We start from the raw sequence: 23,642 nt of genomic DNA on the forward strand, positions 1-23,642 counted from the left end.
TTACAAACTACTGCAAAATGATGGTGGATGCTTCAAACCTGCGTAAGCTAAGCTGATAACCAGATACGCTGATGGCAATAGGATCGCCAAGTGGAGCGATACGCGAAATGCGAACCTCTTCGCCGGGTAAACAGCCCATCTCCATCAGTTTTACTGACATTTCAAGATCGGTAAATTCCTTTACAATACCAGTTTCGCCTATTTCCAGTTGTGACAGCTTCATCATTTATAATATAAAACGTAGCAAATGTAAGCTTATTTATATTAAATCCAAATAAGATTTGCTATGATGTGCAGATTTTAAATAGGCAGTTGTACAAATGACTTTAGTATGAAGCTTGTACGTATACAGGGGGGGCAGACAGGCAGATTTAGGATATGCAAACAGGTTTTTAAATAGTATTGACAATGCTTTACTGACACGATTATGTCAGTGTTCAATTTTTAAAAAGCGGGTGTTCAACGTTTAATTTCTAAAAAATGCAAGTCGCTGATTATCAATGACGATGTGTTCATGTTGGGTGCTTTGCTAATAGTTAGTAAAATTAAGTATCTGATTATCAGCGATGTTTTTTTGAAAATAATTGCAAGTGTTTACACTTTAAAAAATTGAACACCCGTAATTGATAGTAAATGTGCTTTGCTGATATAGATTTACCTGGCTAAGCCATCATTTGCACATCTGCACATCTGGAATCGGCAGATTTAATTTTCCCAAAATGCGGACAGCCGCAACCCTTATGGAAAATGCCGCATGATGAACCGGCTGTTAACAGCAGCGCGCCCAATAAAATGATCAGTTTATTTTTTTTCATTTTTTTCCAATTGCCTCAACAGTTAGCATTACACTAAAAATCCCCATACAAGCTCCAAGCACATCGCAAAAAAGATCGTTCCAGTCGCCGCTGCGCCAGGTGAAAACAGATGCCTGCAGCACTTCAATAAGCCCTCCGAAAAATACGCTGGTCGCCCATATAGCGAATGCCCCTGTATACGTAAGTGGCCGTGGTTTTTGTTGCCTGATAATACCAAAACAAACCAGTACTATAAGGGTGAAAAATAAACCGCAGTGGGTTAGCTTATCAAAACCCTCAAAAAACATCGGCGATTTATCAACAGAATCAAGATGTATGGAGCAAATAATTAAAACAAATAAGGCCCACAAAATAGCGGGCCCATGATATTTTAAAAACAGCTTCATCTTATACGCCGATAACCGTTTTATAATCGCCGGCAGATAAAAGTGATTCAGCATCGGCAGCATTAGCTACAGTGATCTTTACCATCCAGCCTTCGCCATATGGGTCGGTGTTAACCAGTTCGGGTTGGTTATTTAATGCCGGGTTAACTTCGGTTACGGTGCCGGCAACAGGCATAAACAGGTCTGATACTGTTTTTACTGCTTCAACGGTGCCAAAAACTTCGTCTTTAGCAACCTCTTTACCTAATGAAGTAATATCAACATACACAATGTCGCCCAGTTCGCTTTGAGCAAATTCGGTGATGCCTACGGTAGCTACATTGCCTTCAACCTTAATCCACTCGTGGTCTTTGGTGTATTTTAATTCAGCCGGAAAATTCATGTCGTTAAATTTTGTGTGCTCAAAAATAGTAAAACTTTGGCTTTCGCAATTATTGATATGTAAATTATAAAATCATCATTTTCTATATGGCATAGCAATGATTTATCGGCGAAAAATTTGTAATTAAAATTTTCTTTCTGCGGATGCCATCCAGTCATCCAGTGCATTGCGCTTATCGGCATTGCTCTGCAGCCAGGCGGCACCGCCCGTCTTGTCACTATTTAGGCCGATCAGCTTAACCGCTGTTGGAAAATATGGTGTTTGTGACAGCTTATAAAAAAAAGCTGCATAGTAATTCCAAAAGAAGGTTTGTCTGCCTGGTTTTTCACCAAGTTTGCCAACCGCCGTAAAAATGTTTTTCAACTGTGTTTCGAGCTGACTGCCAGAAACCGAAATGGCGGTGCTTAGGGTTTTATTTAGTAACAGGGTTTCCGGATCTGCTTTAGCTGCTTTCAGGTCGCCGCCTTTTAGTAAACTTTGCAGGTTGGTATAAGCTTCGTCGGCGCGCGGGCCTTCCGGGTCGAGCAGCAGGAAGTTGCACAGGCCCATCAATGCCGGTACCCTTTTGTTTTGGTGGAAAGTTACCAGCCCGTATAAGCGTTGGCTATTAGCATGTTTAGGATCGAGTTTAATGGCTTCAATGGCAGCCAGCTCGGCATCGGCATATTTTTGCGCGCGGAAATAGGCTATCCCCAGGTTAAAATACAGCGGCTGATACCCCGGCTTCAATTTGATCCCCTCTTTATAAGCGTCGATGGCCTGTTGGGGTTGACGTGCAGTATCATAAATGCTGCCCATTAATTCATAAGCAGGGCCTGTTAGGTCGCCACCTGTTTTTATCACTTTGTTGAGATAAGGTACCGCTTCCGCACCCTTGCCCGATGCATTGAGGCTGAAGGCCAGCTGGTAGTTGGCCTGCGCATTATCTGGCTCGGCAGTAAGTGCCTCTTTGTATTTTTCAATAGCCGCCGAATAATTTTTTTCGCTGTTAAGTTTGATACCCTCCTTAATAATACTATTAACATCCGTATTTTGAGCATGCGCCAACCCTGTGCTAAGCACGAGGGCCATAATAAACAAGCCTTTTTTCAACAAAACCATACTTAAACATACTAATTGTGCTAACTAACAGAAAATTTTAAAACTTTAATCAATACCTGCTGTATAATTTCTAATTTTCGCATTCGTTTAGTGTGAGATAAATTGATTTATGAGATTAGTGTACAAAAGCCTGGTAGTGTTTGCTGCCCCCCTGTTACTGTTAGCCTGTTCATCCAAAAATAAAAATAAAGACCAATCGCAGTCGCAGGTTGCCGCCAGGCCGCTTGATACCACCGCGTTGCTGGCCTACAATCCTAAAAATGCTGATAAAAAGATAGATGCCGTAATGCAGGAATTGCACCGTACACGCGGCTTTAACGGCAATGTGCTGGTGGCAAAAAAAGGCAAAATAGTTTATGAAAAAGCCATAGGCTGGGCCGATTACCTGCACCGCGACAGTCTGAAGATTGGTTCGCAATTTGAGCTGGCTTCTGTTACCAAGACCATGACTTCTACAGCTATTTTACAGTTGATGGAGCGCGGAAAACTGAAACTTGACGATGATGTTAAAAAGTTTTTTCCTGATTTTCCGTACGATGGCGTAACTATTCGCCTGTTGCTCACCCACCGCTCGGGCATGATGAACTATGTTTATTTTATCGATGATATATACCGAAAAAATCACCTGAACCAACGCAAGGGGCTTACCAATGCCGAGGCCATGAAAATGATAGCAGATTATAAGCCAACACGTTTCAACGAGCCTAATAAGCGTTTCCTGTATAACAACTCCAACTTTATGGTGCTGGGCTCCATCATTGAAAAAGTGAGCGGAATGAGCTACGCCCAATTTATGCAGGAAAATGTATTTAAGCCGGCCAGTATGGCGCATACACATGTTTATTCAAAAGCGGTATATGATAAGATTCCGGTTGATGTGGTGGGTCACGACCGCGGACAGTGGCGTTATTCGGTAGTGCAGAACTTTTTGGACGGCCCTGTAGGGGATAAAGGCATTTACAGCACGGTTGGTGACCTGTTCCTGTTTGATCGTGCTTTGCGCGCGGGGTTGTTATTAAAACCGGCTACGCTTGATTCGGCCTATGTGCCACGCAACCCGATGGTGCACGGACATTTCAACTACGGCTACGGCTGGCGTACATTTACAGCACCGGGCGAGGAGGTAATTTATCATACCGGCTGGTGGCATGGGTTCAGGCATATTTACCTGCGTGATATGAAACACGACATTACCATAGTATTGCTGACCAACCTGGCAAACGGCAGTTTATTAAAGCTCGATGACCTGTTTAAAGCTGCTGGCATGCCTATTGTACGTAAAAGTGCATACAATGGTAATGGCGATACCAGTGATGATTAATTTTTTTGGTAAGTGGTTGATAGAGTTGATTTGGTAAGTGGTTTTAATAAACCGATTGATCATCTTTCCTCAATCCGTATTCCAACCATTCACCTAATCAACCACTCACTAAAAACTAAAAAATCATGTTTGATAAATTAATGGAAGCCCAGCAAAAGGCTGGCGAAATGAAAAAACGCCTTGATGCTATCAGTGTATCAGGCACAGCCGAAGGCGGCAAAATAGTTGTGAACGCTAATGCCAATAAAGTGATCCAATCGGTACAGATAGATCCTGATTTTTTAGCTGATGCCGACAAAGAAGAACTGGAAGAGTTGCTGGTTGTTGCGATCAACAAAGCGCTTGAACAGGCTGAAAACATCAGCCAAAGCGAAATGGCTGCCATGACCCAAAGCATGTTTGGCGGCTTAGGAGGCCTGGGTAATATGTTTGGTAAATAAAATTATACCATCCCATCTTAAAAATGTCATTTCGATGAGCGAGGGCGGGCAACAGCGGCTGTGCGAAGAGAAATCTCCTACGCCATGCATAACAAACTGTGCTAAGTGAGTTTATAGGGTGTACAGGATTTTCTCCCTATTCTCCATGTGCGAGTCTTCCCAGGCTCGGTCGGAATTGACATTAACTTTAAAGCTACCCCTTGCTTTTGTTTGTTCAAAAAACTGCTGTAACTTTTCTGCCAATAAATCAAATCGGGATTATAAGTGTTTACTTTTGAATTAGGTTAATAAACTATTTTCTATGAAAACTACTTATTATGGCCAGTCGGCCCTTGAGATTGTAGCTGGTGGAAAGAAACTGCTTTTCGACCCATTTATAAGCCCTAACCCGCTGGCAAAGGATATTGATATCCACAGTTTGAAGCCTGATTATATTCTGGTATCGCACGGGCACGGCGACCATGTGACCGATTTGTTGGAAGTTGCCAAAAGCAGTGGTGCAAAAGTAGTTTGCATTGCCGAAATTGCCGGATGGCTTGGTACTAAAGGCATTGAAAATGTACATGGCATGAACATTGGCGGTGGCTTTAACTTTGATTTTGGCAGGGTTAAAATGGTAAACGCTATACATTCAAGTACCTTGCCCGATGGCTCGCCGGGTGGTAATCCTGCGGGTTTCTTAATTTATGCAGAAGGAAAAGTGATCTATTTTGCAGGCGATACCGCGCTTACCTATGATATGAAGTTACTGGCCGATGAAAACCTCGACTGGGCATTTCTGCCTATAGGTGATAATTATACCATGGGTGCGGATGATGCCATTAAAGCGTCGGCGTTTATCAATTGTAAAAACATCATCGGCATTCATTATGACTCATTCCCGGTTATTAAAATTGATAAAGATGAAGTAACTGAGAAGTTTATCAAAGCCGGTTTGAATTTGAAATTGCCGGCTATCGGTGAAACTATAGAGTTGTAAAAAAACACATCAAATAAAATAATCGTCATTGCGAGTATCCATCAGGGGAAACCTGAAAAAAAACGTGATGACGTGAAAAATCATATTTGATAACCAGTTATTTACGATCACCTCATTATAAGGTACGATGCAATCCCCATGAAGCAGAGCGGCTGTGCAAGTCTCTCTGTAAAGTTTGGGATTGCTTCGTACCTCGCAATGACGGTTGGAGATATTTTCAAACGCAAACAGCCCCGGCATTTTGCCGGGGCTGTTTCTGTTTGATACCACCGGACTTAAAACTTCCGGCTTCAGACTAAAGACTTATTTTCTCTTCATCTTCATGGTGTCTTTTTTCATGATGGTATCTTTTTTCATTTTCTTCGTTTTCTTCTTCTTGGTAGTATCAGTTTGCATAATGCCTTTTGAGGGGCGAACTACTGTACCGTGAGCGAAAACGCTGCTGAACGAGATCGCTGCTAAAGCGATCATACATAGTGCCTTTTTCATAGTTGATTATGTTTTAGATGGTTAGTTCTATCTATAACAAATTAACTATGGTTTGTTTTTTTTATTTTTTAATTAAATAACCGTGCCGCTTGGTATTATAGCCCGTTTCTTAACTACAACAATGCCATCCTGCACGGTATGGGTTCCATAGTCACCGTCTTCAAGTTTTTCGCCGCAGTTGATGGTTACGTTATTACCGATGTAAGTATTTTTATCGATAATGGCGTTTTGGATATGGCAATTATCGCCTATACCCATAATTGGCGAACCGCTTTCTTTCGATTCGGCAATTTCCTCAAGGGTTTGGTAATTATCGCTACCCATCACATAACAGTTTTCGATAATGGTATTAACCCCAATACGGGTACGGATCCCTATTATAGAATGGATGATCTGTTTGGCATTGATAATACAGCCGTCGGCAACAATAGATTTTTCCATCAGCGTGCCTGATATTTTTGACGGCGGCAACATGCGCGCACGGGTGTAGATGGGGTTTTTATCAAACAGGTTAAACTTGGGGATGTTATCAGTTAAACCCAGGTTGGCCTCAAAAAATGAAGGGATAGTACCAATATCTGTCCAGTATCCTTCATATTGATAGCTGGCTACGCGATGGCCTTCAATTGATTGCGGGATGATCTCTTTACCAAAGTCGGTACGCTCATTGCCTTCAAGCAATTCATATAACAATTTGCGATTAAAGATGTAGATACCCATTGACGCCAGGTATACACGGCCTTCAGCTTCCATCTCCGGACTAACCTCTGACGCCCAGCTTTCGAAATTGCTTTTAGGTTTTTCGATAAACGAGGTGATCATGTTGTTCTCGTCCGTTTTCAGGATTCCGAAGCCCGGAACGTCAGCAGCATCAACAGGGATGGTAGCTATCGAAATTTCGGCATTGGTTTCGATATGATGGTTAATCATATCTTCAAAATCCATCTGGTACAATTGATCGCCCGACAGGATCAGCACATACTCAAACTCATGCACCGCCAAGTGGTGTAAGCTTTGTCTCACAGCATCGGCCGTACCCTGAAACCAGGCCACGCTTGACGGCGTTTGTTCTGCCGCAAGAATATCAACAAAAGCATCGCTAAAGCTGCTGAAATGATACGTGTTTTTGATGTGCTTGTTTAAGGATGCCGAGTTAAACTGCGTCAACACATAAATACGCGTAATACCCGAGTGCAAACAGTTTGAAATGGGAATATCCACCAAACGATATTTACCCGCAATTGGAACTGCCGGCTTTGACCGCGTTGCGGTAAGCGGTGATAAGCGGCTGCCCTGGCCGCCACCGAGCACAATGGAGATTACTTTGGATGTCATATAGTTAGTTTTAAGCTTTCGTATAGTTCAGTGTATTGTTGTGTTGAGCGTGTCCATGAAAAATCAAGCTCCATCATTTGTTTGCGGAGCTGCTGCATTTTTGCGCTATCCTGGTAAAGTTGTTTTGCCCTGAAAACTGAGTGGCAAATATCTTGTACGCTGGCCTGTACAAAGCGGATCCCATAGCCTCCCTCATCGCCAAAATCAATGACAGAATCTTTCAATCCACCGGTAGTACGTACAATTGGCATAGTGCCGTAACGCAGCGCATACAACTGGTTAAGGCCGCAAGGTTCCACGCGTGATGGCATCAGCAGGAAATCGGCCCCGGCATAAATTAAGTGTGCCAATGACTCGTCATAGCCAATAAAAGCATTACAATGCTCAGGGTATTTATTTTTAAGCTGAAGCAGGGCAAGCTCATTTTCCTTATCGCCGGCGCCTAATATGATAAAGTTTACTTCGCCTTCGTTTTCGAGCAGGCTGCGTTCAATAGCGGCAGGCAACAGATCGGCCCCCTTTTCAACAACGAGGCGACCGATAAAGGTGAATAATGGTTTTTCGGGATCGAGCTCAAAGCGTTTACAAATGGCCTCTTTATTAGCCCTTTTACCTTTAGCCAATGTTTTAGCCGAAAATTTGTTTGGGATCATTGGGTCGGTTTGTGGGTTCCAAACCTCCGTGTCGATACCATTCATGATGCCATAACCTTTTGCCCGTTCAATGTAAAACAGGTACTCCAAACCATTTGAGTTGTAGGTAAGCTCCTCCAGGTAAGTAGGTGATACCGTGGTATAACGCCAGCTGCATTTAACCGCGGCAGCCAGTGGGTTGATTCCGCCGGCCCAGTCAAGCAAGCCTGTTTTGGTCAGGTCAATTTCAGGCAGTAAGGACAGCCTGTCCCAGCCGAAAGCGCCGTGGTACTGGCCATTGTGTATGGTAAATATGGTTGGCGTATTGGCCAGCCTTGTATATAGTTTGGAATGATAAAGCAGAAATGGGACTAAACCAGCATGGTGGTCATGGCAGTGGATCAGATCGGGTGTTTGCTGCGAATAACTGATCCAATCTAAAAATGCCAATTGAAAGGCCATGAACTGGTCGCGCTCATCGGGGTAACTGTAGATGTTTTCCCTGTCGAGCAGCCCGGGGATCTTCACTAAGTAAAGCTCAAAACCGAGTTTGTTTGTTTTTTCTTTCAGGATTTCGAAGAAAAGTCGGCGATTACCGAGCAAGGTTGCAGCAGCAAACACAATTTCAAAGTCGTTTTCCTGGGTAAACTTACGATCGTAAAAAGGCATAACAACCGCAGCCTGCAAACCCGCAAGGTTCTGGTACTTAGGCAATGCGCCAACAACATCGGCAAGCCCGCCAACTTTAGCAACGGGATAGCACTCGGCACTCAAATGGTATATTTTCATTCAGGTTTTATTGGCTCAATTTAAGCAAAGATTACCAAAAGAGAAACCCGCGGCAATTAATATAGTTTTGTAAAATTTAGATTAAAAGCGCTGAAATTTTATTACCGTTAAGATGTTATAGTTGTAAAAATGATAGGGAAAAAGGGAAGGGATAAGTATAGGTTAGTGTATTATGAAGGGGAAAGAATTGTCTTATATTGCAAAATGCATCATAAATTATAGATATGTCAATGCGGTATCCGCCAGGGTAGCCCGAAAAATTAACTTGCGCTCGTTTGCAACGAGTGCTTAACACGGTTAGGCGATTGCATCGCCAGAGATGCGTTTTAAACGCAAGCCCATATTAAGCGCTCGTTACAAAAGAGCGCAAGGATCACATTTTTTAGAAGCTCCCCTTTAGGGGGCTGGGGGGCTAATGCGCCTCCAGCCAGTTCAATCCGGTTCCGATCTCTACCATGATGGGTACCTCGGTTTTGATGGCGGTTTTCATATTATGCATAATGATCGGCTTCACGATCTCTACCTCATGATTAGGTACGTCAAACACCAACTCGTCATGTACCTGCATGGTCATGCGGGCATCCAGCTTTTGGGCTTTGAACTCCCGGTGAATGTTGATCATGGCTATTTTGATCATATCGGCAGCCGAACCCTGTATAGGGGCGTTAATAGCATTTCGTTCAGCAAAACCGCGAACGGTTGCATTGGCCGAATTGATATCGCGAAGGTAACGGCGGCGGCCCATCAGTGTGCACACATAACCGTTTTCACGGGCGAAGTTCATGGTATCGCTCATGTATTGTTTAATGCCGGCAAACTGGATAAAATATTGTTCAATAATTTCGGCAGCTTCTTTACGTGGTATGCCCAGGCTTTGCGATAAGCCAAAGGCCGACTGCCCGTAAATAATGCCGAAATTAACCGCCTTGGCGTTGCGACGCTGATCGCTGGTTACCTCGTCAAGCCCGATGCCGTAAACGTTGGCCGCTGTTGCCGTGTGGATATCGTGGTTATTGATAAAGGCTTGCATCATGTTAGGATCTTTGCTGATCTCGGCAATGATGCGGAGTTCGATCTGCGAATAATCAGCAGATACTATGGTGTGATTGCTATCCCTCGGGATAAAAGCTTTCCTAACCTCGCGGCCCCGCTCGGTACGGATAGGGATATTTTGCAGGTTGGGGTTAACGCTGCTTAAACGGCCCGTTGCAGCAACTGCCTGGTTGTATGAAGTGTGTACCCGGCCTGTTTTAGGATTTACCATCTGCGGCAGCGCGTCAACATAGGTCGATTTTAATTTTTGCAGCTGGCGAAAATCCAGGATATCACGCACAATATCGCTCTTGGCAGCTAATGAAAGCAATACGTCCTCTCCGGTTTGATACTGGCCGGTTTTGGTTTTTTTGGCTTTAGGGTCAAGCATCAGTTTTTCAAACAAAACCTCGCCCAGTTGTTTTGGCGATGCAATGTTAAATTTTACGCCTGCTTTTTCATAAACTGTTTTTTCATATTGGGCAATATCTGTTTCCAGTTGCTTGCTAAACTCACGCAGGGTATCATGGTCTATTTTCACTCCCTCGTACTCCATATCCGCCAGTACATAAATAAGCGGGTGCTCTATCTCGTTCACCAGCTTTTCGCCCTCAACCTCTTTTAGTTTAGGCTCAAAAATATCTTTTAGCTGCAGGGTGATGTCGGCGTCTTCGGCTGCGTATTCTTTTATTTTTTCAAAATCCACATCGCGCATATTGCCTTGGTTTTTGCCTTTTGGGCCAATAAGCTCGGTTATGGAAACAGGCTTGTAGCCAAGGTAATTTTCGGACAGGATATCCATATTGTGGCGGGTATCCGGATCAAGGATGTAATGGGCCAGCATGGTATCAAACAGAGTTCCTTTCACTTCGATGTTGTACCATTTCAGCATCAGGATATCAAACTTAATGTTTTGCCCTATTTTGCCGATGTTTTCATTTTCAAGAACTGCTTTAAATTCGGTAACAATGCTTTGCGCCCCGGCCTGGTCGGCAGGAACGGGTACATACCAGCCCTGTCCTGGTTTAACAGAAAACGACAGTCCTACCAGCTCGCAATGATTAGGATCGGTACCGGTGGTTTCGGTATCAAAGCAAATGGCTGGCTGCTGCGCTAATATTTTGATCAGTTCGGCGCGTTTTTCAAGGGTGTCGGCCAGATGATACTCATGCGGCGTATTGTTAATATTTTTGGCAGCGATGATCAGGTCCTCACGAATATCTTCCACATCAACCGTCATGGTGGTACGACCAGTTGCCGTTGGATTGCCAAAAAGATCGATCTGGGTTCCGGCCGGCTTCAATTCAGTAATACTGAAATCATCACCAAATACACGCTTGCCTAAGGTACGGAACTCCAATTCGGCAAAAAGCGGCTCTAATAGTTCCTTACTTGGAGCGCATACTTCGAGGCCTTCTTCATCCAGTTCAACAGGTACATTTAGCAATATGGTAGCCAATTTTTTCGACATCAGGCCCTGCTCTTTAAACTGTTCAACGTTTTCGCGTTGTTTTCCTTTAAGCTCATGGCTATGCTCAAAGATATTCTCCATCGAGCCATATTGTTTAATAAGGGCTTTGGCCGTTTTTTCGCCGATGCCTGGAATACCCGGAATGCCGTCTACCGCATCGCCCCATAAGCCTAAAATATCTATCACCTGGTCAACGCGCTCGATTTCCCATTTGGCCAAAATCTCTTTCACTCCTTGTATTTCCATCTCGTTGCCCATGCGGGCCGGTTTATAAATGAAAATATTATCTGATACCAGTTGGCCAAAATCCTTATCGGGAGTCATACAATAAACAGTGTAGCCCTTTTGCTCAGCTTTTTTTGCAAGGGTACCGATGATATCGTCAGCCTCGTAGCCATCCGACGTGATAACCGGGATGTTAAAACCCAATATGATTTTTATAACATACGGTAAAGCCTTTGCCAAATCTTCGGGCATGGCTTCACGGTGAGCTTTGTAGCCTTCAAAATCGGTATGTCGTTCGGTTGGTGCTTCGGTATCAAAAACCACGGCCATGTGGGTGGGGGCGTCCTTTTTCAAAACATCCAGCAGGGTGTTTGTAAACCCCATCATTGCCGAGGTGTTTAGCCCGTTTGAGGTAAACCGTGGTGTTTTACTTAAAGCAAAATGCGCCCGGTAAATAAGGGCCATGCCATCCAAAAGAAATAGTTTTTTCATAATATCATTGACACTAATTGCACGAATTTAAGCTAATTGACTCGAATTTTTTGATGCCGGTGTTTATGCAAAGAACACGATTTTTAATGAATTGCATAGTTTTAATTTCATTATCAATTTGTGTAGTTCGGTCACATTCGTGAAGATTCGTGTTTGTTTTATTTGAAGCTGCAATCAGGAATGTGATCATTTACCATACCGGTAGCCTGCATGTGGGCATAACAAATAGTACTGCCGAAAAACTTAAAACCCCGCTTTTTCAGATCCTTACTGATGGCGTCAGATTCGGGGCTGGTAGCCGGTATTTTGTGCGAATGATTTACGATTGGCTTTCCATCGGGCATAAAGCTATACAGGTATCTATTAAACGAACCAAATTCTTTTTGTATACCGATGAACAGTTTAGCATTGTTGATAGTGGCTAATATTTTAAGTCTGTTACGGATGATACCCTCGTCATGCATTAAGCGCTCAACATCTTCATCGGTAAAAGCTGCCACTTTTTGCACATCAAAATTAGCAAATGCCTTGCGGTAGCCTTCGCGGCGGCGCAATATAGTGATCCAGCTAAGCCCGGCCTGTGCGGATTCTAATATCAGAAATTCAAATAAGGTATGATCGTCATGAACTTCCTTACCCCATTCTTCATCGTGATATTTGATATATAATTCGTCGGTGCCTGCCCAGATGCAGCGGGTTAGGTTGTTGGTTTGATTGCTCATTATATTTGTCTTAGGTAAGAATAAATGATTGAAAATTTGTTGATTTTTTGCTGACCTAACATGTCTATCACTTTCTTGATCTCCGGGTATGGGGTTTCAGCATCGGCCATAAGAACAATGCGTGTGCGGGCATTGTGCTGTTTCCATGTTGCTTTGCGCGATTCAATTATCCACTCGCTTAATTCAATGAGTGACAACCCTTGTTGAGCATAATAATCTGAAGCGTTATAATAGCCCGAAATATATTTTTTCATTTGGGGCAGTGGCGTTCCTATCACATCCGTTTCTCCAAATTTAGTTGCATCTGCCGGGGTGAATGTCATATTGTGCTTGCTTCCCATTTGTTTTAAAGCAGTTTCTCGTATATCGGCATCCTCAAGTTTGAGCATTAATTTTTTCTGCCCGATGAGAATTGTGGCGTAATTCCCCTCAGGATCGTTGGTGTTAAAGCACGATCCAACCGGCAGATTGATCAAAATAGGATAACGTGTTGCCGGACGACCACTCAGCATGAGAAACGATAGAACGATCAGTAATAAATTGAATATCGGAAACATATCTACATCAAAATGCTCTCTGCGGGAATTAGGTTTGTACATGACGTGAAAAGGTTAAGTAAAGGATTAAACAACGAAGTTACTAGGAGCGAAGCCTATAATGCTAAACAGAACGCGCTTCACTCGTTATAACGACGATGTCACGTACTTATTTCACTTCGTTCAATTCATCCCAGTATTCTACCGCTCTGCGATAATGTGGAATAACTATTGAGCCTCCAACCAAATTGGCTATCATAAAAATCTCGTTCATTTCATCGTGATTAACGCCCGCTTCGTGGCATTTGCCGAGGTGGTATTTAATACAATCGTCGCAGCGTAAAACCATGCTGGCAACTAGGCCGAGCATTTCTTTGGTTTTAACATCCAGTGCGCCTTCGGCGTAGCTGGTGGTATCGAGTGCAAAAAAGCGTTTAATATTGGTATTGGCGGTTTCCATGATCCTGTCGTTCATTTTAGAGCGATAGGCGTCAAATTCTTCTACAAGTTTTCCCACGGGATGTTGAATTAATTATCGAGTAAATATTTAAGCTAATTAAGCTAAAATAATTAGCAATTAAAAGTATAAATCTTTATTTTTATCCGGTAACATTAATAACAAAATTTACCGGATAATTATGGAAAGCCTATCGCCCAATATTTTTGTGAAAGACATCGCCGCAACCATCAGCTGCTATGAACTGCTTGGTTTTAAAGTAGCCATGAGTGTACCCGAAACCGGTACTGATCTTGTTTGGGCAATGATGACCAATGGCAGCGTTACCATGATGTTCCAAACGTTTAGCAGTTTAGCCGATGACCTGCCTGAGATAAGCCGAGTTGATGGCGGCTCATTACTGTTGTACATCAACCTGAAAAATATCCGTACCTTTTTTGAAGAGATAAAGGATAAAGTAACAGTATTAAAAGGACTTGAAGCAACCTTTTATGGTGCAACCGAATTCTCGATAAAAGATAATAATGGTTATGTGCTTACTTTTGCTGAGCATGAATAAATAACTTATTGATTAACAAATCGTCATTGCGGAGACGAAGTAATCCCCAAACAGCAGAGCGACTAAGCAAGATTCTCTGTATAGTTCGCGATTGCTTCGTTCCTCGCAATGACGCCTTTTTCATAATATGATCAACTTTAAACGCGCCGACCATATCCAGGTTTGTGTTCCGCCGGAGCGGCTGGAAGAAGCAAGGATTTTTTATACCGATGTTGTAGGTTTACAGCGGATAGAACGACCGGCCTTTAATTCAAAAGGCTATTGGTTTCAGAGATCAGATATTCAGCTTCATTTAAGTACCGAAGATGCTTTACCGCGAACATCGCGGCATACCGCCTTTGAGGTTGCCGATATTGCCGAAGCGCGACGCCATTTGGAAAGCTATGGCGTTGAGTTTTGGGAAGAACCTGTTCTTCCGGATCGCACGCGGTTTTCATTTATTGATCCATTTGGAAACAGGATGGAGTTGTTGCAGTTTACGGAGTAAACTAATAACTGCTGCTGGAGCCAACAAGTATTGGGAAGATTAAATTATCTATATCTTGAAATAAAAAAAATGTCATTGCGAGCGTAGCGCGGCAATCTCGTCGCGTATAGGTCGATCTATACTTGACTTTTATGCATTAGCTACGAGATTGCCACGTCGCGCTCACGCACTATCCAGCTCGCTCCTCAATGACAGGGTTAAATGAGTTTAGCGGGAGATTACAACGCCAGTTCTACCATAGGGTCCCAAAAAACTGTTTTAAAATCCTGCACCTGATCGTCAACTACTTTTACACCTTCACTTTCCAGCATTACGGCCATGCGGTTACCGCCGAAATGGGCTTTTGCGGTTAGCAGGCCCTGGCGGTTTACTACCCTGTGTGCAGGTACCGGAGGCTTTGCGTTCCCGGCCGCCTGCATGGCCCAGCCTACCATGCGCGATGAGCCTTTGGTACCAAGATAGGCTGCAATAGCTCCGTATGAGGTCACCCGTCCCGGCGGAATGAGCCGGGCTACTTGGTAAACTTTTTCAAAAAAATTAATGTCCTCCATCAGGCATTTTCAGGAAATGAAAACTTAAGGTAGTTAATGTTTTTGTTATCCTTTAAATATTTTTTCTCGTAGTAAGTTTTGATAGAAAGCACATCGTCTGCATATTCCGAATGATAAAGGTCTTCGGTTCTGGCGTGAAGGTTTAGCTTTAGCTCGTCAATTTTTTCGACAGTATAGGCGTGTAATCCATCGTTATCCGTTTTAAGGTTAACACAGCCGTCCGGCTTTAGCGTGATGATGTATTTATCTAAAAAACGGGGCGATGTCAGTCGCTTTTTTTCGCGGCTTATCTGCGGTTGCGGATCGGGAAAGGTGATCCAGATCTCATCTATTTCGCGGGGGGCAAAATAATCGAGCAGGTTTTCGATCTGGATGCGTAAAAAAGCAACATTAGGCACACCATCTTCGATGGCAGTTTTGGCACCGCGCCAAATGCGGTTGCCTTTGTAGTCGATACCAATGAAGTTTTTATTGGGGAACATGCGGGCAAGGTTTACCGTATATTCGCCTTTGCCGCAGGCCAGTTCAAGCACAACCGGGTTGTCATTCTTAAAAAACTCAACGGCCCACCGGCCCTTAAACGGTTTGCCGGCATCTAATTGCAATACATTACTAAAGGTTTCAACCTCGGCAAAACGCCTTAACTTATCTTTTCCCACTTTACGTTTTTAAAATAAAGCGCAAAAATATTGAAATTATTTTAACACGAATGATTTGCTTGTTGCAGAGCAATTAAATCGAATTACACGAATTGGTTTAATGGATCTGTATAGCAGGTTTGAGACATTCGAATAATTAGCAAAATTCGTGTGGGAATTTTTAACACGAATTGATTTGCAGATTGAGCAGCAACTAATCGAATTACACGAAGTTCAAAGATTAAACTTAATTCTAATTCGTGAAATTCGTCTCAATTCGAAAAATTCGTGTAAAAATTATTATACGACAGATCCGCCTACAGGCTTAACATATGGCGCAGGTTTGTATGCCGCGTCATCTTTCTTTTTGGTGAATTTGGCGAAAAGCGCTTTTGCTTTGTCCCAAATGCTGCTCACGGTATCCTCGTTAACATAATTTGAAGCTTTTTGTGATACCAGGCCAACCAGTGTTTTTACCAAAAAGTTGGAATGTTTAAAAAGCGTTTTATTCAAGGTAAGCGGAATCACGAACCTGGAGATGAGGTTGAGAATATCGGGATGAAAAAAACTGGTATTTTTTACACCATCAGTATCATTTGAACGCGGGAACAGCGTAAGCACAGTTGAAAATAAAGCAGAAGGGCTGTTAACGCGCGCCTTCAAAGCCACCGATTGCTGTTTTTCAAGCGTTTTTAACCTGAATATTTCGGCTTGCAGATCGCTGATGTTGGTGATATGAAGATCCATGGTTTATCTTTTAAATATTTTTTGAATAAAGATGTTGATAAGCGGCCTTTCAAGGTGTCGTTTAAATATCTTGATAAACATGGCTATCAAAAAGTAAAGCACGGCAATACATCCAAAACCCATCCAGTAGGAGTGTAAAATATCGGCAAGAAAAAAGCCCAAAGTAACACTCGCAAAAAGAAAAGCCAGTACCATGCTTATTACAGTCACCAAATCGGCAATGATGCTTGCTAATATGGAGCTACCACCTTCAATAGCTTCGTATTTTAAAAGTTTAAACCGGGTTTCGGCATATTCCTTTAACTGATCAACTATTGGGGGTACTGGTGGTTGAGTCTCTTTTTTATCTTCCATGGGTAAGGTTATATATCCCGGATGTTGTTTATCTGCATCCGGGATTGGTGTTATACATGCTTATGCGTGCTCCAGGTCGTCCTGGTATTCTTCTTCGGCACCTTTAATTTTCGACTTGATGTTTTCAACAACTTTGTCTTTTAAGCCAACCAGGTTGTCAATTTCGGCAGCCGCGGTATCTTTTATCGACTCTCCCAGGTTTTTTAATGATTCGGTAAGCTTGTCGCGGGTTTCATTGCCTTTATCAGGTGCAAACAAAATACCTAACGCTGCCCCTGCTGCTAAACCGGCAAGCAATGCAACAACTACTTTTGAGTTATCATTCATTGTAATATAATTAAAAGTTGAACACTTGATTAGTTACGTGTAAATATCCTGCCAAATATGTGCATTTGGCACAATTATTTTTATTTAAGTATAAATTAACTTTTATCAGCCAAATAAATTTTACCCTGTGTTCACAAAACTATTCAGGGCTGTACGGTATATTTTATACGCTGTTTATCCGTTCAAGCCTGTCGGCCGCCATGCGGTTTGTTTCATAAATTTCCATCAGCAGCAGGAAATAGGATAACAACACCGGGCCAAACACCAGGCCCAGGATCCCGAAAAGGGGCAGGCCTATAAAAACGCCTATTATCGAAATAATAGGGTGTGTGTTGGCAACGCGTTTATTAATGATCATGCGCAAAAAATTATCAATATTGCCAATGAACAATAAACCGTAAGCCAGTAATGCTACTCCCTGCCAGTTGTGCCCCTGTGCAAACAATACAATGCTTGCCGGGATACAAAGTGTTGGTGCACCTACCACCGGTAAAAACGAAATAAAGATAGCGATAACCCCCCAAAAAATAGGGTCGGGAATGCCGAATATCCAAAATCCGTTGGCCAGTAATATTCCTTGCGTAAGTGCTATAATTCCCTGGCCTAAAACATTTGAATAGGTAGAATCGCGCAGGGCATTGGCAAATTTCAATGCATGCTGCTCCCTGAATGGCGCATATTTCAATAGCCCGGCCTCAAATTCACGAATTTGTGTAAACATGAAATACAGTATAATATACAATACCAGCAGGGTCAATATGGTGTTGGCCGCGCTGCCCAGTATAGACGGGAAGAGGCCGGTGGCAAAGGTGCTTAATTTTTGTAACGTGTCTTCGGCAAAATGAGGTTGATTAAGGTTAGCGCCGGCAAAAGCATCGATTTTTGAGATCCATTGGTCAATAGGGAGATCTTTAAGGTTGATGCTTGAAATTTTGCCCACAACCATTATGCTTAGTGTTAAGAAAGGGATCACGATAACGATAAGCGATATAAAAATAATAAGCAGGGCCACCAGCGAGCGGTTCCATCCTTTGTTTTCGGCAAGATTAATGTAAAGGGGACGAAAAATGGTGAACAGCACTACTGCACCAAGAATTGAGCTAAACAAGCTGCTGAGCGCATATAATAAAAAACAGCCAAGTATAATGATACTCGCCAGGATAATATTGTTGCGCTGCTTATAATTGAAGACTGACATGTAGGCTGTTGATTGATACTTGCTTAAACAAAAAAACGCCAAAAAGTTTTAGCGTTTCAAGCATTAATTGCAACGCCTTTAATTAGTATCGTTAAGCAGGGTATTGATCCGGATTGAACTTATTTCTATGGTATCCATGTAAAACAAACAGTCTGATGTTGGATTGGGTATTTCATACCGTAATTGCTCAAGCGCCAGGTGAATGTTTGATAATTGGTTTTTTATATCGTGCCTTAATTTACGCAGGGCCTCGGCATCGTCCTTTTCTTCATAAGCCCCCATTTTACTTAAGGTTAATGGCCTTCATTTTATTATAAAGCGTTTTGCGGTCGATATTCAGGATTTCGGCAGCTTTGGTTTTGTTGAAATTAACTTCCCTTAACACCCTTATAATTGTTTCATACTCGGCCTCGAGCGCGGCATTTTTAAGGTCATGACGAGGTTCTTTTGACTCAGGGGCTTCTGCCACATGCGCTGTGGCATGATGATGCTGCGTATAATGATTAGCCGTTTCGTATGATAATTTATAGGTCGACATTTCAAGCGGCAATGCTTTAAGCGTGATCTCATTGCCCTCGGCTAAAAGCGCTGCACGGCGGATCACATTTTTAAGCTCTCGGATATTGCCCGGCCAGCGGTAGTTCATAAAGCAATCCACGACCTCCTGCGAAAACGATTCAACATTGCGCCCGAGCTCCTGGTTGGCTATTTTTAAAAAATGTTCGGCCAGTAATATAATATCATGGCCGCGCTCACGTAAAGGCGGCATGTAAATACTGAACTCGTTAAAGCGATGATAAAGATCTTCGCGGAAACGGCCTTTCTGGATTCCCTCCTGCAGGTTCTCGTTGGTGGCAATGATAATACGTACATCAAGATCGATCTCCTTGGTGCTGCCTATTCTTTTGACTTTACGTTCCTGTACGGTACGAAGTAAAGCTGCCTGGATCTCGTACGAAAGGTTGCCCACTTCATCTAAAAATAAAGTGCCTCCGTTAGCCATTTCAAAGTGGCCTATTTTAGTATATAAAGCGCCGGTAAATGAACCTTTTTCGTGGCCAAAAAATTCACTTGCCGCGAGCTCCTTGGTTAAAGAACCGCAATCCATTGCTATAAAAGGCTGGTTGTGCCGCGGACTGTTAAGGTGAATGCTTTTCGCTACGGATTCTTTTCCGGTACCGCTTTCGCCTAAAATAATAACACTGTAGTTTGTTGGTGCCACCAGTTCTATCTGCCGGGCGAGCTCTTTTGACGCGCGGCTGGTGCCGGTTACAAATTCGGCTGCAAAAACGGTTTTTTTTACAGTGTTAACTTTAGTTTTCTCAGGTAAAATAGTCGCCTGGGGCTCCTCGTCAATTTCAACCAGGGCATGGTGGGTTTCAAGGGCCTTATTAATAGTATTTAATATTTCATCAGGATACAGCGGCTTGGTGATATAATCATAGGCCCCCATTTTAATGAGCTCGACCGCCATTTTAATATCTGAATAGCCGGTGATGATGATAACCCCTGTTTTTGGATATTGAATTTTAATATTGCGGAGCATTTCGCGGCCGTCGGTATCTTCGAGCCTGAAATCACATAGTACAAGTTGATATTCACCATTTTTCAACGCTTCCATCCCACCGGTACCGCTTGATGCCGTACTAACGTCAAACCCATTCCGCGTCAAAAACTTCGATAGCAATAACGCCACATTAACTTCATCATCAATGATGAGAATCCTTTTCATATTCAGCAATTATTGTGCGGTAAATGTAATATTACGTGTCAAAATACAAACAATGTGCTAATTTATACGATTTATTTAATTATAAAGGTTCATATCAACTAAAAAAACATAATAAAAAAGGGGAGCCCGAATGAGCTCCCCTTTTGATATCAAGGTATATGTAGGGCCATATATTAAAAGCCGTACGCTACACGTAAACCTATAAAGTTAACTTTGCTTGCGTCAACGCCGGTAGCATATTTGGTAGTTGCTTCATAGCGGATACCGGCATCAATAAAGCTGCTTGCACTCACCGGGAACTGAACACCAATTTGCGGAGCGTAAACAAACGCAGTTGATTTATTAGCGCCAACGTCAGATTTGTTTAACAGGAATGCAGCACCAGCTTCACCTTGTACGTAGAAGTTGCTGATAGGGAAGTATTTCAAACCTGCTTTAACCGGGATCAAATGAAAATCGGTAGGGCTAACAGTTGTATTACCTACAACCACATCATTTTTACCAAAGATATTGTTGTAACCTGCGTTAACAGTAACAAATAACTGGTTTGAAACAACCGGGATATCAGCCTGTACCGAACCGCCTAAATTCCATTTGTATCTGTCTTTGAAGTCGCCAAGAGGAATACCTGCGTCGACACCGATGCTGTAACGGATGCCGCTTTTAGTTGTAGTTGATGTTGTAGCAGTGGTAGTAGGTGTAGATGTTTGTGCTTTTGCACCAAATGCTAAGCCTGCAAATGCAAGGGCTAATGCTGAAACTTTGAATAAATTTTTCATAACTATTGTTGTAATTTTTATATGTGTTGTCTTAAACACACAGCAAATTAACAACAGAAATCAGATGTGATTTTTCATCCAAAAGTCATGAATATTTAATCAATTGATTAATAGTAATTTATTTTTTGACCCTATGGGTATTTTGGTCAGGATAGTGTAAAATGCCCTTGTAATTGCTGTTTTTCTGTCAAAAATAACATTGGCTTAACATGTGTTTTTGACCCCAAAAATGATGAATTCTGCGTGAAATTGGGCGAAACGACTAAATGCCGAAAAAAATCCTGTGAAATTAATGTTCAATGTGCATCCGGTAATCATTACGGACTACTCAAAACAAAAAGGGCTTAAGCAAATGCCCAAGCCCTTTAGTTGCTAAAATAATAGCGGATATTATTCTTTATTCTCCAAATCGGCAGCAGCAGGTTCGTCGAGGAACCATTCTACTTCGCCGGATATGGAATCAATAAGCTGTGCTGGATAAAGCTCAATATCCTCATCATCTTCCAGGATGTGTTTTACAGCTTCGGCCTTGCCTGCGCCGTAAACTAAGAATGCTATTTGAGCAGCATCATTAATAAGCGGTGCGTTGAGGGTAATGCGCCATACCTGCTGATCTTCAAGCCATACTTCTTTTACACCAGGCACACGGTCATGCAACACCGGCGTATAAGGGAATAATGATGCTGTGTGCGAGTTATCGCCTAAGCCTAACAGCACGAGGTCAAAGCTTGCTTCGCCATCATCAAAAAAAGCCGAGATCACTTCCCAGTATTTGGCAGCGGCTTCGGCAGGGCCAAACGATGTCTCAACCGGAAAAATCTGCGCCGGGCTTATCATCAATGGCTCAAACAACGCTTTTTTTGCCATCAGGTAATTGCTGTCCTTGTGGTCATGCGGCACGTTGCGCTCATCGCCAAAAAAGAAGAAAACTTTTTCCCAGTCCACCTGGTCGGCGTATGTTGTTGAAGCTAACAGCTCATATAGCTTTTTAGGTGAGCTGCCGCCCGAAAGCGCCACACTGAACTTGCCGTTTTTGTTGATGGCTTCGGTAGCCAGGGTAACAAAATGATCGGCCAGCCCGGTTAAAACTTCACCTTCCGTGTTATAGATATTCAGTTTCATCAGCTTTTTATTTTTTACCATTTACAGGTAAAGTAAACCAATTATAGCCATCACGTGCAATTAAAGCTTCTGCTGCTTCAGGGCCCCATGAATCGGCCGAATAATTAGGGAAGTTAAGGCTCTTTTTATTTTGCCATGTGTTTAGTATCGGCATTACCAGTTCCCATGCTGCCTCAACCTGGTCACCACGCATAAACAGGGTTTGATCGCCCATCATGGTATCCAGGATCAGTGTTTCATAGGCTTCAGGCGCCTGGTTGGTGTAGGTACCTTTATAGTCAAACACCATATCAACGGCGTTTAATACCATATCGATACCGGGGCGTTTAGCCTGAACCTGCAAACGGATGCTCATCTCTGGCTGAATGCTGATGATCAACCTGTTTTGCTGCCAGCTTTCAGTAGCTTCGGCCGGGAAAATCTGGTGAGGGACATCTTTAAACTGGATAGTAATCACTGATGATGACTGGTGCATTCTTTTACCTGTACGTAAATAGAATGGAACACCCTGCCAGCGCCAGTTGTCGATAAAGAACTTGATGGCCGCAAATGTTTCAGTATTTGATTCGGTGTTAACCTTTGGCTCTTCTCGATATCCCGGTACTTCTTTACCTTTCATCCATCCGCTGCCGTATTGGCCCCTAACTGTTGAGTTACGTACGTCTTCAGCAGTAAACTTGCGCATTGCTTTCAATACGTCAACTTTGCGGTCGCGTACTTCATCGGCGCTAAAACTGATAGGAGGCTCCATAGCCACGTGGCAAAGCAATTGCAGCAGGTGGTTCTGGATCATATCCCTCATCGCACCTGAGCCATCGTAATAGTCGCCACGTTCTTCAACGCCCAATTGCTCGGTAACTGAAATTTGTACGTGCTCAATATGGTTACGGTTCCATAGCGGCTCCATAATGGAGTTGGCAAAACGGAAAGCCATGATATTTTGAACAGTTTCTTTACCCAGGTAATGATCGATACGATAGATCTGGCATTCATCAAAAATGCTTTTCAATAACTGGTTCAGATCTTTTGCAGTTTCCAGGTCGTGTCCAAATGGTTTCTCAATGATGATCCTTACACGTTTTTTATCATCGGCCAGTTTAGCTTTTGATATGTTTGATGCAATGATCGGGAAGAAATTAGGCGCTACCGCAAGGTAAAACAACACGTTTGCCCTAGTTTTCCACTCGGCGTTGTGTTTTTCAATGCGTTTGCCAAATTCTTTGTATGTTTCAAAATCAGTAGCGTCAGATACCTGGTAATAAACGTTTTTTACAAATTCGGCCCATTGTTTATCATCCGTTTTACCGCTGCGCGAAAACTGGTTGATATCTTTATATAGGTTTTCTCTGAATTGCTCGTCGGTTAGCTTGGTACGACCGGTACCAATGATTGAAAATTGTTTGGGCATCCATCCATCTAAAAATAGATTATATAGGGCCGGCGCAATTTTCCGGGAGTTCAAATCTCCCGTTCCACCAAAAATGATAAATATGGTAGGGTCTGATTTAGCTGTTGTGCTCATTGTTTTGTTTTAATTAATAGCG

General features: G+C 42.8%; 28 protein-coding genes. 5 read left to right on the forward strand and 23 right to left on the reverse strand.

The features are described 5' to 3' along the window. Window positions 1-7 precede the first annotated feature (7 nt). The 5 genes from ACP26M_RS22820 to ACP26M_RS22840 form a co-directional block, all read right to left on the reverse strand. On the reverse strand, window positions 8-223 hold the full coding sequence (locus ACP26M_RS22820; protein ID WP_090532383.1) for a FeoA family protein: 216 nt from the start codon (window positions 221-223) through the stop codon (window positions 8-10). Window positions 224-662: 439 nt separating this feature from the next. Next, a complete protein-coding gene (locus ACP26M_RS22825) occupies window positions 663-815 on the reverse strand; it encodes a hypothetical protein (protein WP_426583573.1) in 153 nt (50 codons plus the stop codon). Then, window positions 812-1,201 carry a VanZ family protein gene (locus ACP26M_RS22830; protein WP_426583575.1) on the reverse strand — a complete coding sequence of 130 codons (390 nt, stop codon included), beginning with the start codon at window positions 1,199-1,201 and terminating at the stop codon, window positions 812-814. Before ACP26M_RS22830 ends, ACP26M_RS22825 begins: the two co-directional genes overlap by 4 nt. 1 nt (window position 1,202) lies before the next feature. Further along, window positions 1,203-1,583: a glycine cleavage system protein GcvH gene (gene gcvH / locus ACP26M_RS22835; protein ID WP_176625936.1), complete on the reverse strand. Its 381-nt coding sequence runs from the start codon at window positions 1,581-1,583 to the stop codon at window positions 1,203-1,205. A gap of 123 nt (window positions 1,584-1,706) precedes the next feature. Continuing rightward, entirely contained in the window at window positions 1,707-2,684 is a 978-nt protein-coding gene (locus ACP26M_RS22840) for a tetratricopeptide repeat protein (protein ID WP_426583577.1), read from the reverse strand. A 109-nt stretch (window positions 2,685-2,793) separates the two neighbouring features. On the opposite strand from ACP26M_RS22840, the gene ACP26M_RS22845 reads away from it, so the two are divergent. The 3 genes from ACP26M_RS22845 to ACP26M_RS22855 all read left to right on the forward strand — a co-directional run bounded on the left by ACP26M_RS22845 (window position 2,794) and on the right by ACP26M_RS22855 (window position 5,424). Continuing rightward, on the forward strand, window positions 2,794-4,005 hold the full coding sequence (locus ACP26M_RS22845; protein WP_426583579.1) for a serine hydrolase domain-containing protein: 1,212 nt from the start codon (window positions 2,794-2,796) through the stop codon (window positions 4,003-4,005). Between the two features lie 125 nt (window positions 4,006-4,130). After that, a complete protein-coding gene (locus ACP26M_RS22850; protein ID WP_090532373.1) occupies window positions 4,131-4,445 on the forward strand; it encodes a YbaB/EbfC family nucleoid-associated protein in 315 nt (104 codons plus the stop codon). 301 nt (window positions 4,446-4,746) lie between these two features. Further along, the gene (locus tag ACP26M_RS22855; protein ID WP_426583581.1) at window positions 4,747-5,424 is read left to right on the forward strand and encodes a metal-dependent hydrolase; all 678 of its coding nucleotides are present in this window, start codon (window positions 4,747-4,749) and stop codon (window positions 5,422-5,424) included. 303 nt (window positions 5,425-5,727) lie between these two features. Here the strand turns inward: ACP26M_RS22855 and ACP26M_RS22860 are convergent, their stop codons facing one another. The 7 genes from ACP26M_RS22860 to ACP26M_RS22890 all read right to left on the reverse strand — a co-directional run bounded on the left by ACP26M_RS22860 (window position 5,728) and on the right by ACP26M_RS22890 (window position 13,664). Further along, complete coding sequence (locus ACP26M_RS22860) at window positions 5,728-5,913, reverse strand: hypothetical protein (protein ID WP_188833649.1); 186 nt, start codon at window positions 5,911-5,913, stop codon at window positions 5,728-5,730. A 72-nt stretch (window positions 5,914-5,985) separates the two neighbouring features. Then, window positions 5,986-7,248, reverse strand: a complete 1,263-nt coding sequence (locus ACP26M_RS22865; RefSeq protein WP_426583583.1) for a glucose-1-phosphate adenylyltransferase — start codon at window positions 7,246-7,248, stop codon at window positions 5,986-5,988. Next, window positions 7,245-8,669, reverse strand: a complete 1,425-nt coding sequence (locus tag ACP26M_RS22870) for a glycogen synthase (RefSeq protein ID WP_426583585.1) — start codon at window positions 8,667-8,669, stop codon at window positions 7,245-7,247. Before ACP26M_RS22870 ends, ACP26M_RS22865 begins: the two co-directional genes overlap by 4 nt. Window positions 8,670-9,081: 412 nt before the next feature. Next, a complete protein-coding gene (gene polA / locus ACP26M_RS22875; RefSeq protein WP_426583587.1) occupies window positions 9,082-11,889 on the reverse strand; it encodes a DNA polymerase I in 2,808 nt (935 codons plus the stop codon). A 158-nt stretch (window positions 11,890-12,047) separates the two neighbouring features. Further along, window positions 12,048-12,611 (reverse strand): DNA-3-methyladenine glycosylase I, encoded by a 564-nt coding sequence (locus tag ACP26M_RS22880; RefSeq protein ID WP_426583589.1) that lies wholly within the window; start codon window positions 12,609-12,611, stop codon window positions 12,048-12,050. After that, a complete protein-coding gene (locus tag ACP26M_RS22885) occupies window positions 12,611-13,210 on the reverse strand; it encodes a biopolymer transporter ExbD (RefSeq protein WP_426583591.1) in 600 nt (199 codons plus the stop codon). The genes ACP26M_RS22880 and ACP26M_RS22885 overlap by 1 nt, the downstream gene beginning before the upstream one ends. A 106-nt stretch (window positions 13,211-13,316) precedes the next feature. After that, window positions 13,317-13,664: a carboxymuconolactone decarboxylase family protein gene (locus ACP26M_RS22890; RefSeq protein ID WP_090532360.1), complete on the reverse strand. Its 348-nt coding sequence runs from the start codon at window positions 13,662-13,664 to the stop codon at window positions 13,317-13,319. Window positions 13,665-13,785: 121 nt separating this feature from the next. Between ACP26M_RS22890 and ACP26M_RS22895 the strand changes: the two genes are divergently transcribed. Then, a complete protein-coding gene (locus ACP26M_RS22895) occupies window positions 13,786-14,163 on the forward strand; it encodes a VOC family protein (protein ID WP_426583594.1) in 378 nt (125 codons plus the stop codon). Between the two features lie 127 nt (window positions 14,164-14,290). Beyond that, window positions 14,291-14,650, forward strand: coding sequence for a VOC family protein (locus tag ACP26M_RS22900; protein WP_426583596.1), 360 nt, complete (start codon window positions 14,291-14,293; stop codon window positions 14,648-14,650). 218 nt (window positions 14,651-14,868) lie between these two features. Here ACP26M_RS22900 and ACP26M_RS22905 read toward each other — a convergent pair whose 3' ends face one another. The 11 genes from ACP26M_RS22905 to zwf all read right to left on the reverse strand — a co-directional run bounded on the left by ACP26M_RS22905 (window position 14,869) and on the right by zwf (window position 23,620). After that, window positions 14,869-15,201: an MGMT family protein gene (locus ACP26M_RS22905; protein ID WP_426583598.1), complete on the reverse strand. Its 333-nt coding sequence runs from the start codon at window positions 15,199-15,201 to the stop codon at window positions 14,869-14,871. Further along, on the reverse strand, window positions 15,201-15,860 hold the full coding sequence (trmB, locus tag ACP26M_RS22910; protein WP_426583600.1) for a tRNA (guanosine(46)-N7)-methyltransferase TrmB: 660 nt from the start codon (window positions 15,858-15,860) through the stop codon (window positions 15,201-15,203). The genes ACP26M_RS22905 and trmB overlap by 1 nt, the downstream gene beginning before the upstream one ends. A gap of 279 nt (window positions 15,861-16,139) precedes the next feature. Then, window positions 16,140-16,586: a hypothetical protein gene (locus ACP26M_RS22915; protein ID WP_176625917.1), complete on the reverse strand. Its 447-nt coding sequence runs from the start codon at window positions 16,584-16,586 to the stop codon at window positions 16,140-16,142. Window positions 16,587-16,589: 3 nt separating this feature from the next. After that, window positions 16,590-16,940 carry a phage holin family protein gene (locus tag ACP26M_RS22920; protein WP_426583602.1) on the reverse strand — a complete coding sequence of 117 codons (351 nt, stop codon included), beginning with the start codon at window positions 16,938-16,940 and terminating at the stop codon, window positions 16,590-16,592. A 60-nt stretch (window positions 16,941-17,000) separates the two neighbouring features. After that, window positions 17,001-17,267 carry a YtxH domain-containing protein gene (locus ACP26M_RS22925; protein WP_090532345.1) on the reverse strand — a complete coding sequence of 89 codons (267 nt, stop codon included), beginning with the start codon at window positions 17,265-17,267 and terminating at the stop codon, window positions 17,001-17,003. Window positions 17,268-17,430: 163 nt separating this feature from the next. Beyond that, a complete protein-coding gene (locus ACP26M_RS22930; protein ID WP_176625915.1) occupies window positions 17,431-18,465 on the reverse strand; it encodes an AI-2E family transporter in 1,035 nt (344 codons plus the stop codon). A 78-nt stretch (window positions 18,466-18,543) separates the two neighbouring features. After that, entirely contained in the window at window positions 18,544-18,747 is a 204-nt protein-coding gene (locus ACP26M_RS22935) for a hypothetical protein (RefSeq protein ID WP_176625913.1), read from the reverse strand. Window position 18,748: 1 nt separating this feature from the next. Next, window positions 18,749-20,197, reverse strand: coding sequence for a sigma-54-dependent transcriptional regulator (locus ACP26M_RS22940; RefSeq protein WP_426583605.1), 1,449 nt, complete (start codon window positions 20,195-20,197; stop codon window positions 18,749-18,751). Between the two features lie 173 nt (window positions 20,198-20,370). After that, on the reverse strand, window positions 20,371-20,976 hold the full coding sequence (locus ACP26M_RS22945) for an outer membrane beta-barrel protein (protein WP_426583607.1): 606 nt from the start codon (window positions 20,974-20,976) through the stop codon (window positions 20,371-20,373). A gap of 390 nt (window positions 20,977-21,366) precedes the next feature. Further along, window positions 21,367-22,098, reverse strand: a complete 732-nt coding sequence (gene pgl / locus ACP26M_RS22950; RefSeq protein ID WP_426583609.1) for a 6-phosphogluconolactonase — start codon at window positions 22,096-22,098, stop codon at window positions 21,367-21,369. A gap of 7 nt (window positions 22,099-22,105) precedes the next feature. Beyond that, entirely contained in the window at window positions 22,106-23,620 is a 1,515-nt protein-coding gene (zwf, locus tag ACP26M_RS22955) for a glucose-6-phosphate dehydrogenase (RefSeq protein ID WP_426583611.1), read from the reverse strand. Window positions 23,621-23,642: the final 22 nt, after the last annotated feature.

The organism is Mucilaginibacter sp. R-33, from assembly GCF_049949235.1.
GTDB lineage: Bacteria > Bacteroidota > Bacteroidia > Sphingobacteriales > Sphingobacteriaceae > Mucilaginibacter.

What these genes read in the sequence shown, in the direction of transcription:
- ACP26M_RS22820 (WP_090532383.1), bottom strand. Translation starts at nt 223, where the DNA reads ATGAAGCTGTCACAACTGGAAATAGGCGAAACTGGTATTGTAAAGGAA.
- ACP26M_RS22825 (WP_426583573.1), bottom strand. Translation starts at nt 815, where the DNA reads ATGAAAAAAAATAAACTGATCATTTTATTGGGCGCGCTGCTGTTAACA.
- ACP26M_RS22830 (WP_426583575.1), bottom strand. Translation starts at nt 1,201, where the DNA reads ATGAAGCTGTTTTTAAAATATCATGGGCCCGCTATTTTGTGGGCCTTA.
- gcvH (WP_176625936.1), bottom strand. Translation starts at nt 1,583, where the DNA reads ATGAATTTTCCGGCTGAATTAAAATACACCAAAGACCACGAGTGGATT.
- ACP26M_RS22840 (WP_426583577.1), bottom strand. Translation starts at nt 2,684, where the DNA reads ATGGTTTTGTTGAAAAAAGGCTTGTTTATTATGGCCCTCGTGCTTAGC.
- ACP26M_RS22845 (WP_426583579.1), top strand. Translation starts at nt 2,794, where the DNA reads ATGAGATTAGTGTACAAAAGCCTGGTAGTGTTTGCTGCCCCCCTGTTA.
- ACP26M_RS22850 (WP_090532373.1), top strand. Translation starts at nt 4,131, where the DNA reads ATGTTTGATAAATTAATGGAAGCCCAGCAAAAGGCTGGCGAAATGAAA.
- ACP26M_RS22855 (WP_426583581.1), top strand. Translation starts at nt 4,747, where the DNA reads ATGAAAACTACTTATTATGGCCAGTCGGCCCTTGAGATTGTAGCTGGT.
- ACP26M_RS22860 (WP_188833649.1), bottom strand. Translation starts at nt 5,913, where the DNA reads ATGAAAAAGGCACTATGTATGATCGCTTTAGCAGCGATCTCGTTCAGC.
- ACP26M_RS22865 (WP_426583583.1), bottom strand. Translation starts at nt 7,248, where the DNA reads ATGACATCCAAAGTAATCTCCATTGTGCTCGGTGGCGGCCAGGGCAGC.
- ACP26M_RS22870 (WP_426583585.1), bottom strand. Translation starts at nt 8,669, where the DNA reads ATGAAAATATACCATTTGAGTGCCGAGTGCTATCCCGTTGCTAAAGTT.
- polA (WP_426583587.1), bottom strand. Translation starts at nt 11,889, where the DNA reads ATGAAAAAACTATTTCTTTTGGATGGCATGGCCCTTATTTACCGGGCG.
- ACP26M_RS22880 (WP_426583589.1), bottom strand. Translation starts at nt 12,611, where the DNA reads ATGAGCAATCAAACCAACAACCTAACCCGCTGCATCTGGGCAGGCACC.
- ACP26M_RS22885 (WP_426583591.1), bottom strand. Translation starts at nt 13,210, where the DNA reads ATGTACAAACCTAATTCCCGCAGAGAGCATTTTGATGTAGATATGTTT.
- ACP26M_RS22895 (WP_426583594.1), top strand. Translation starts at nt 13,786, where the DNA reads ATGGAAAGCCTATCGCCCAATATTTTTGTGAAAGACATCGCCGCAACC.
- ACP26M_RS22900 (WP_426583596.1), top strand. Translation starts at nt 14,291, where the DNA reads ATGATCAACTTTAAACGCGCCGACCATATCCAGGTTTGTGTTCCGCCG.
- ACP26M_RS22905 (WP_426583598.1), bottom strand. Translation starts at nt 15,201, where the DNA reads ATGGAGGACATTAATTTTTTTGAAAAAGTTTACCAAGTAGCCCGGCTC.
- ACP26M_RS22915 (WP_176625917.1), bottom strand. Translation starts at nt 16,586, where the DNA reads ATGGATCTTCATATCACCAACATCAGCGATCTGCAAGCCGAAATATTC.
- ACP26M_RS22920 (WP_426583602.1), bottom strand. Translation starts at nt 16,940, where the DNA reads ATGGAAGATAAAAAAGAGACTCAACCACCAGTACCCCCAATAGTTGAT.
- ACP26M_RS22925 (WP_090532345.1), bottom strand. Translation starts at nt 17,267, where the DNA reads ATGAATGATAACTCAAAAGTAGTTGTTGCATTGCTTGCCGGTTTAGCA.
- ACP26M_RS22930 (WP_176625915.1), bottom strand. Translation starts at nt 18,465, where the DNA reads ATGTCAGTCTTCAATTATAAGCAGCGCAACAATATTATCCTGGCGAGT.
- ACP26M_RS22935 (WP_176625913.1), bottom strand. Translation starts at nt 18,747, where the DNA reads ATGGGGGCTTATGAAGAAAAGGACGATGCCGAGGCCCTGCGTAAATTA.
- ACP26M_RS22940 (WP_426583605.1), bottom strand. Translation starts at nt 20,197, where the DNA reads ATGAAAAGGATTCTCATCATTGATGATGAAGTTAATGTGGCGTTATTG.
- ACP26M_RS22945 (WP_426583607.1), bottom strand. Translation starts at nt 20,976, where the DNA reads ATGAAAAATTTATTCAAAGTTTCAGCATTAGCCCTTGCATTTGCAGGC.
- pgl (WP_426583609.1), bottom strand. Translation starts at nt 22,098, where the DNA reads ATGAAACTGAATATCTATAACACGGAAGGTGAAGTTTTAACCGGGCTG.
- zwf (WP_426583611.1), bottom strand. Translation starts at nt 23,620, where the DNA reads ATGAGCACAACAGCTAAATCAGACCCTACCATATTTATCATTTTTGGT.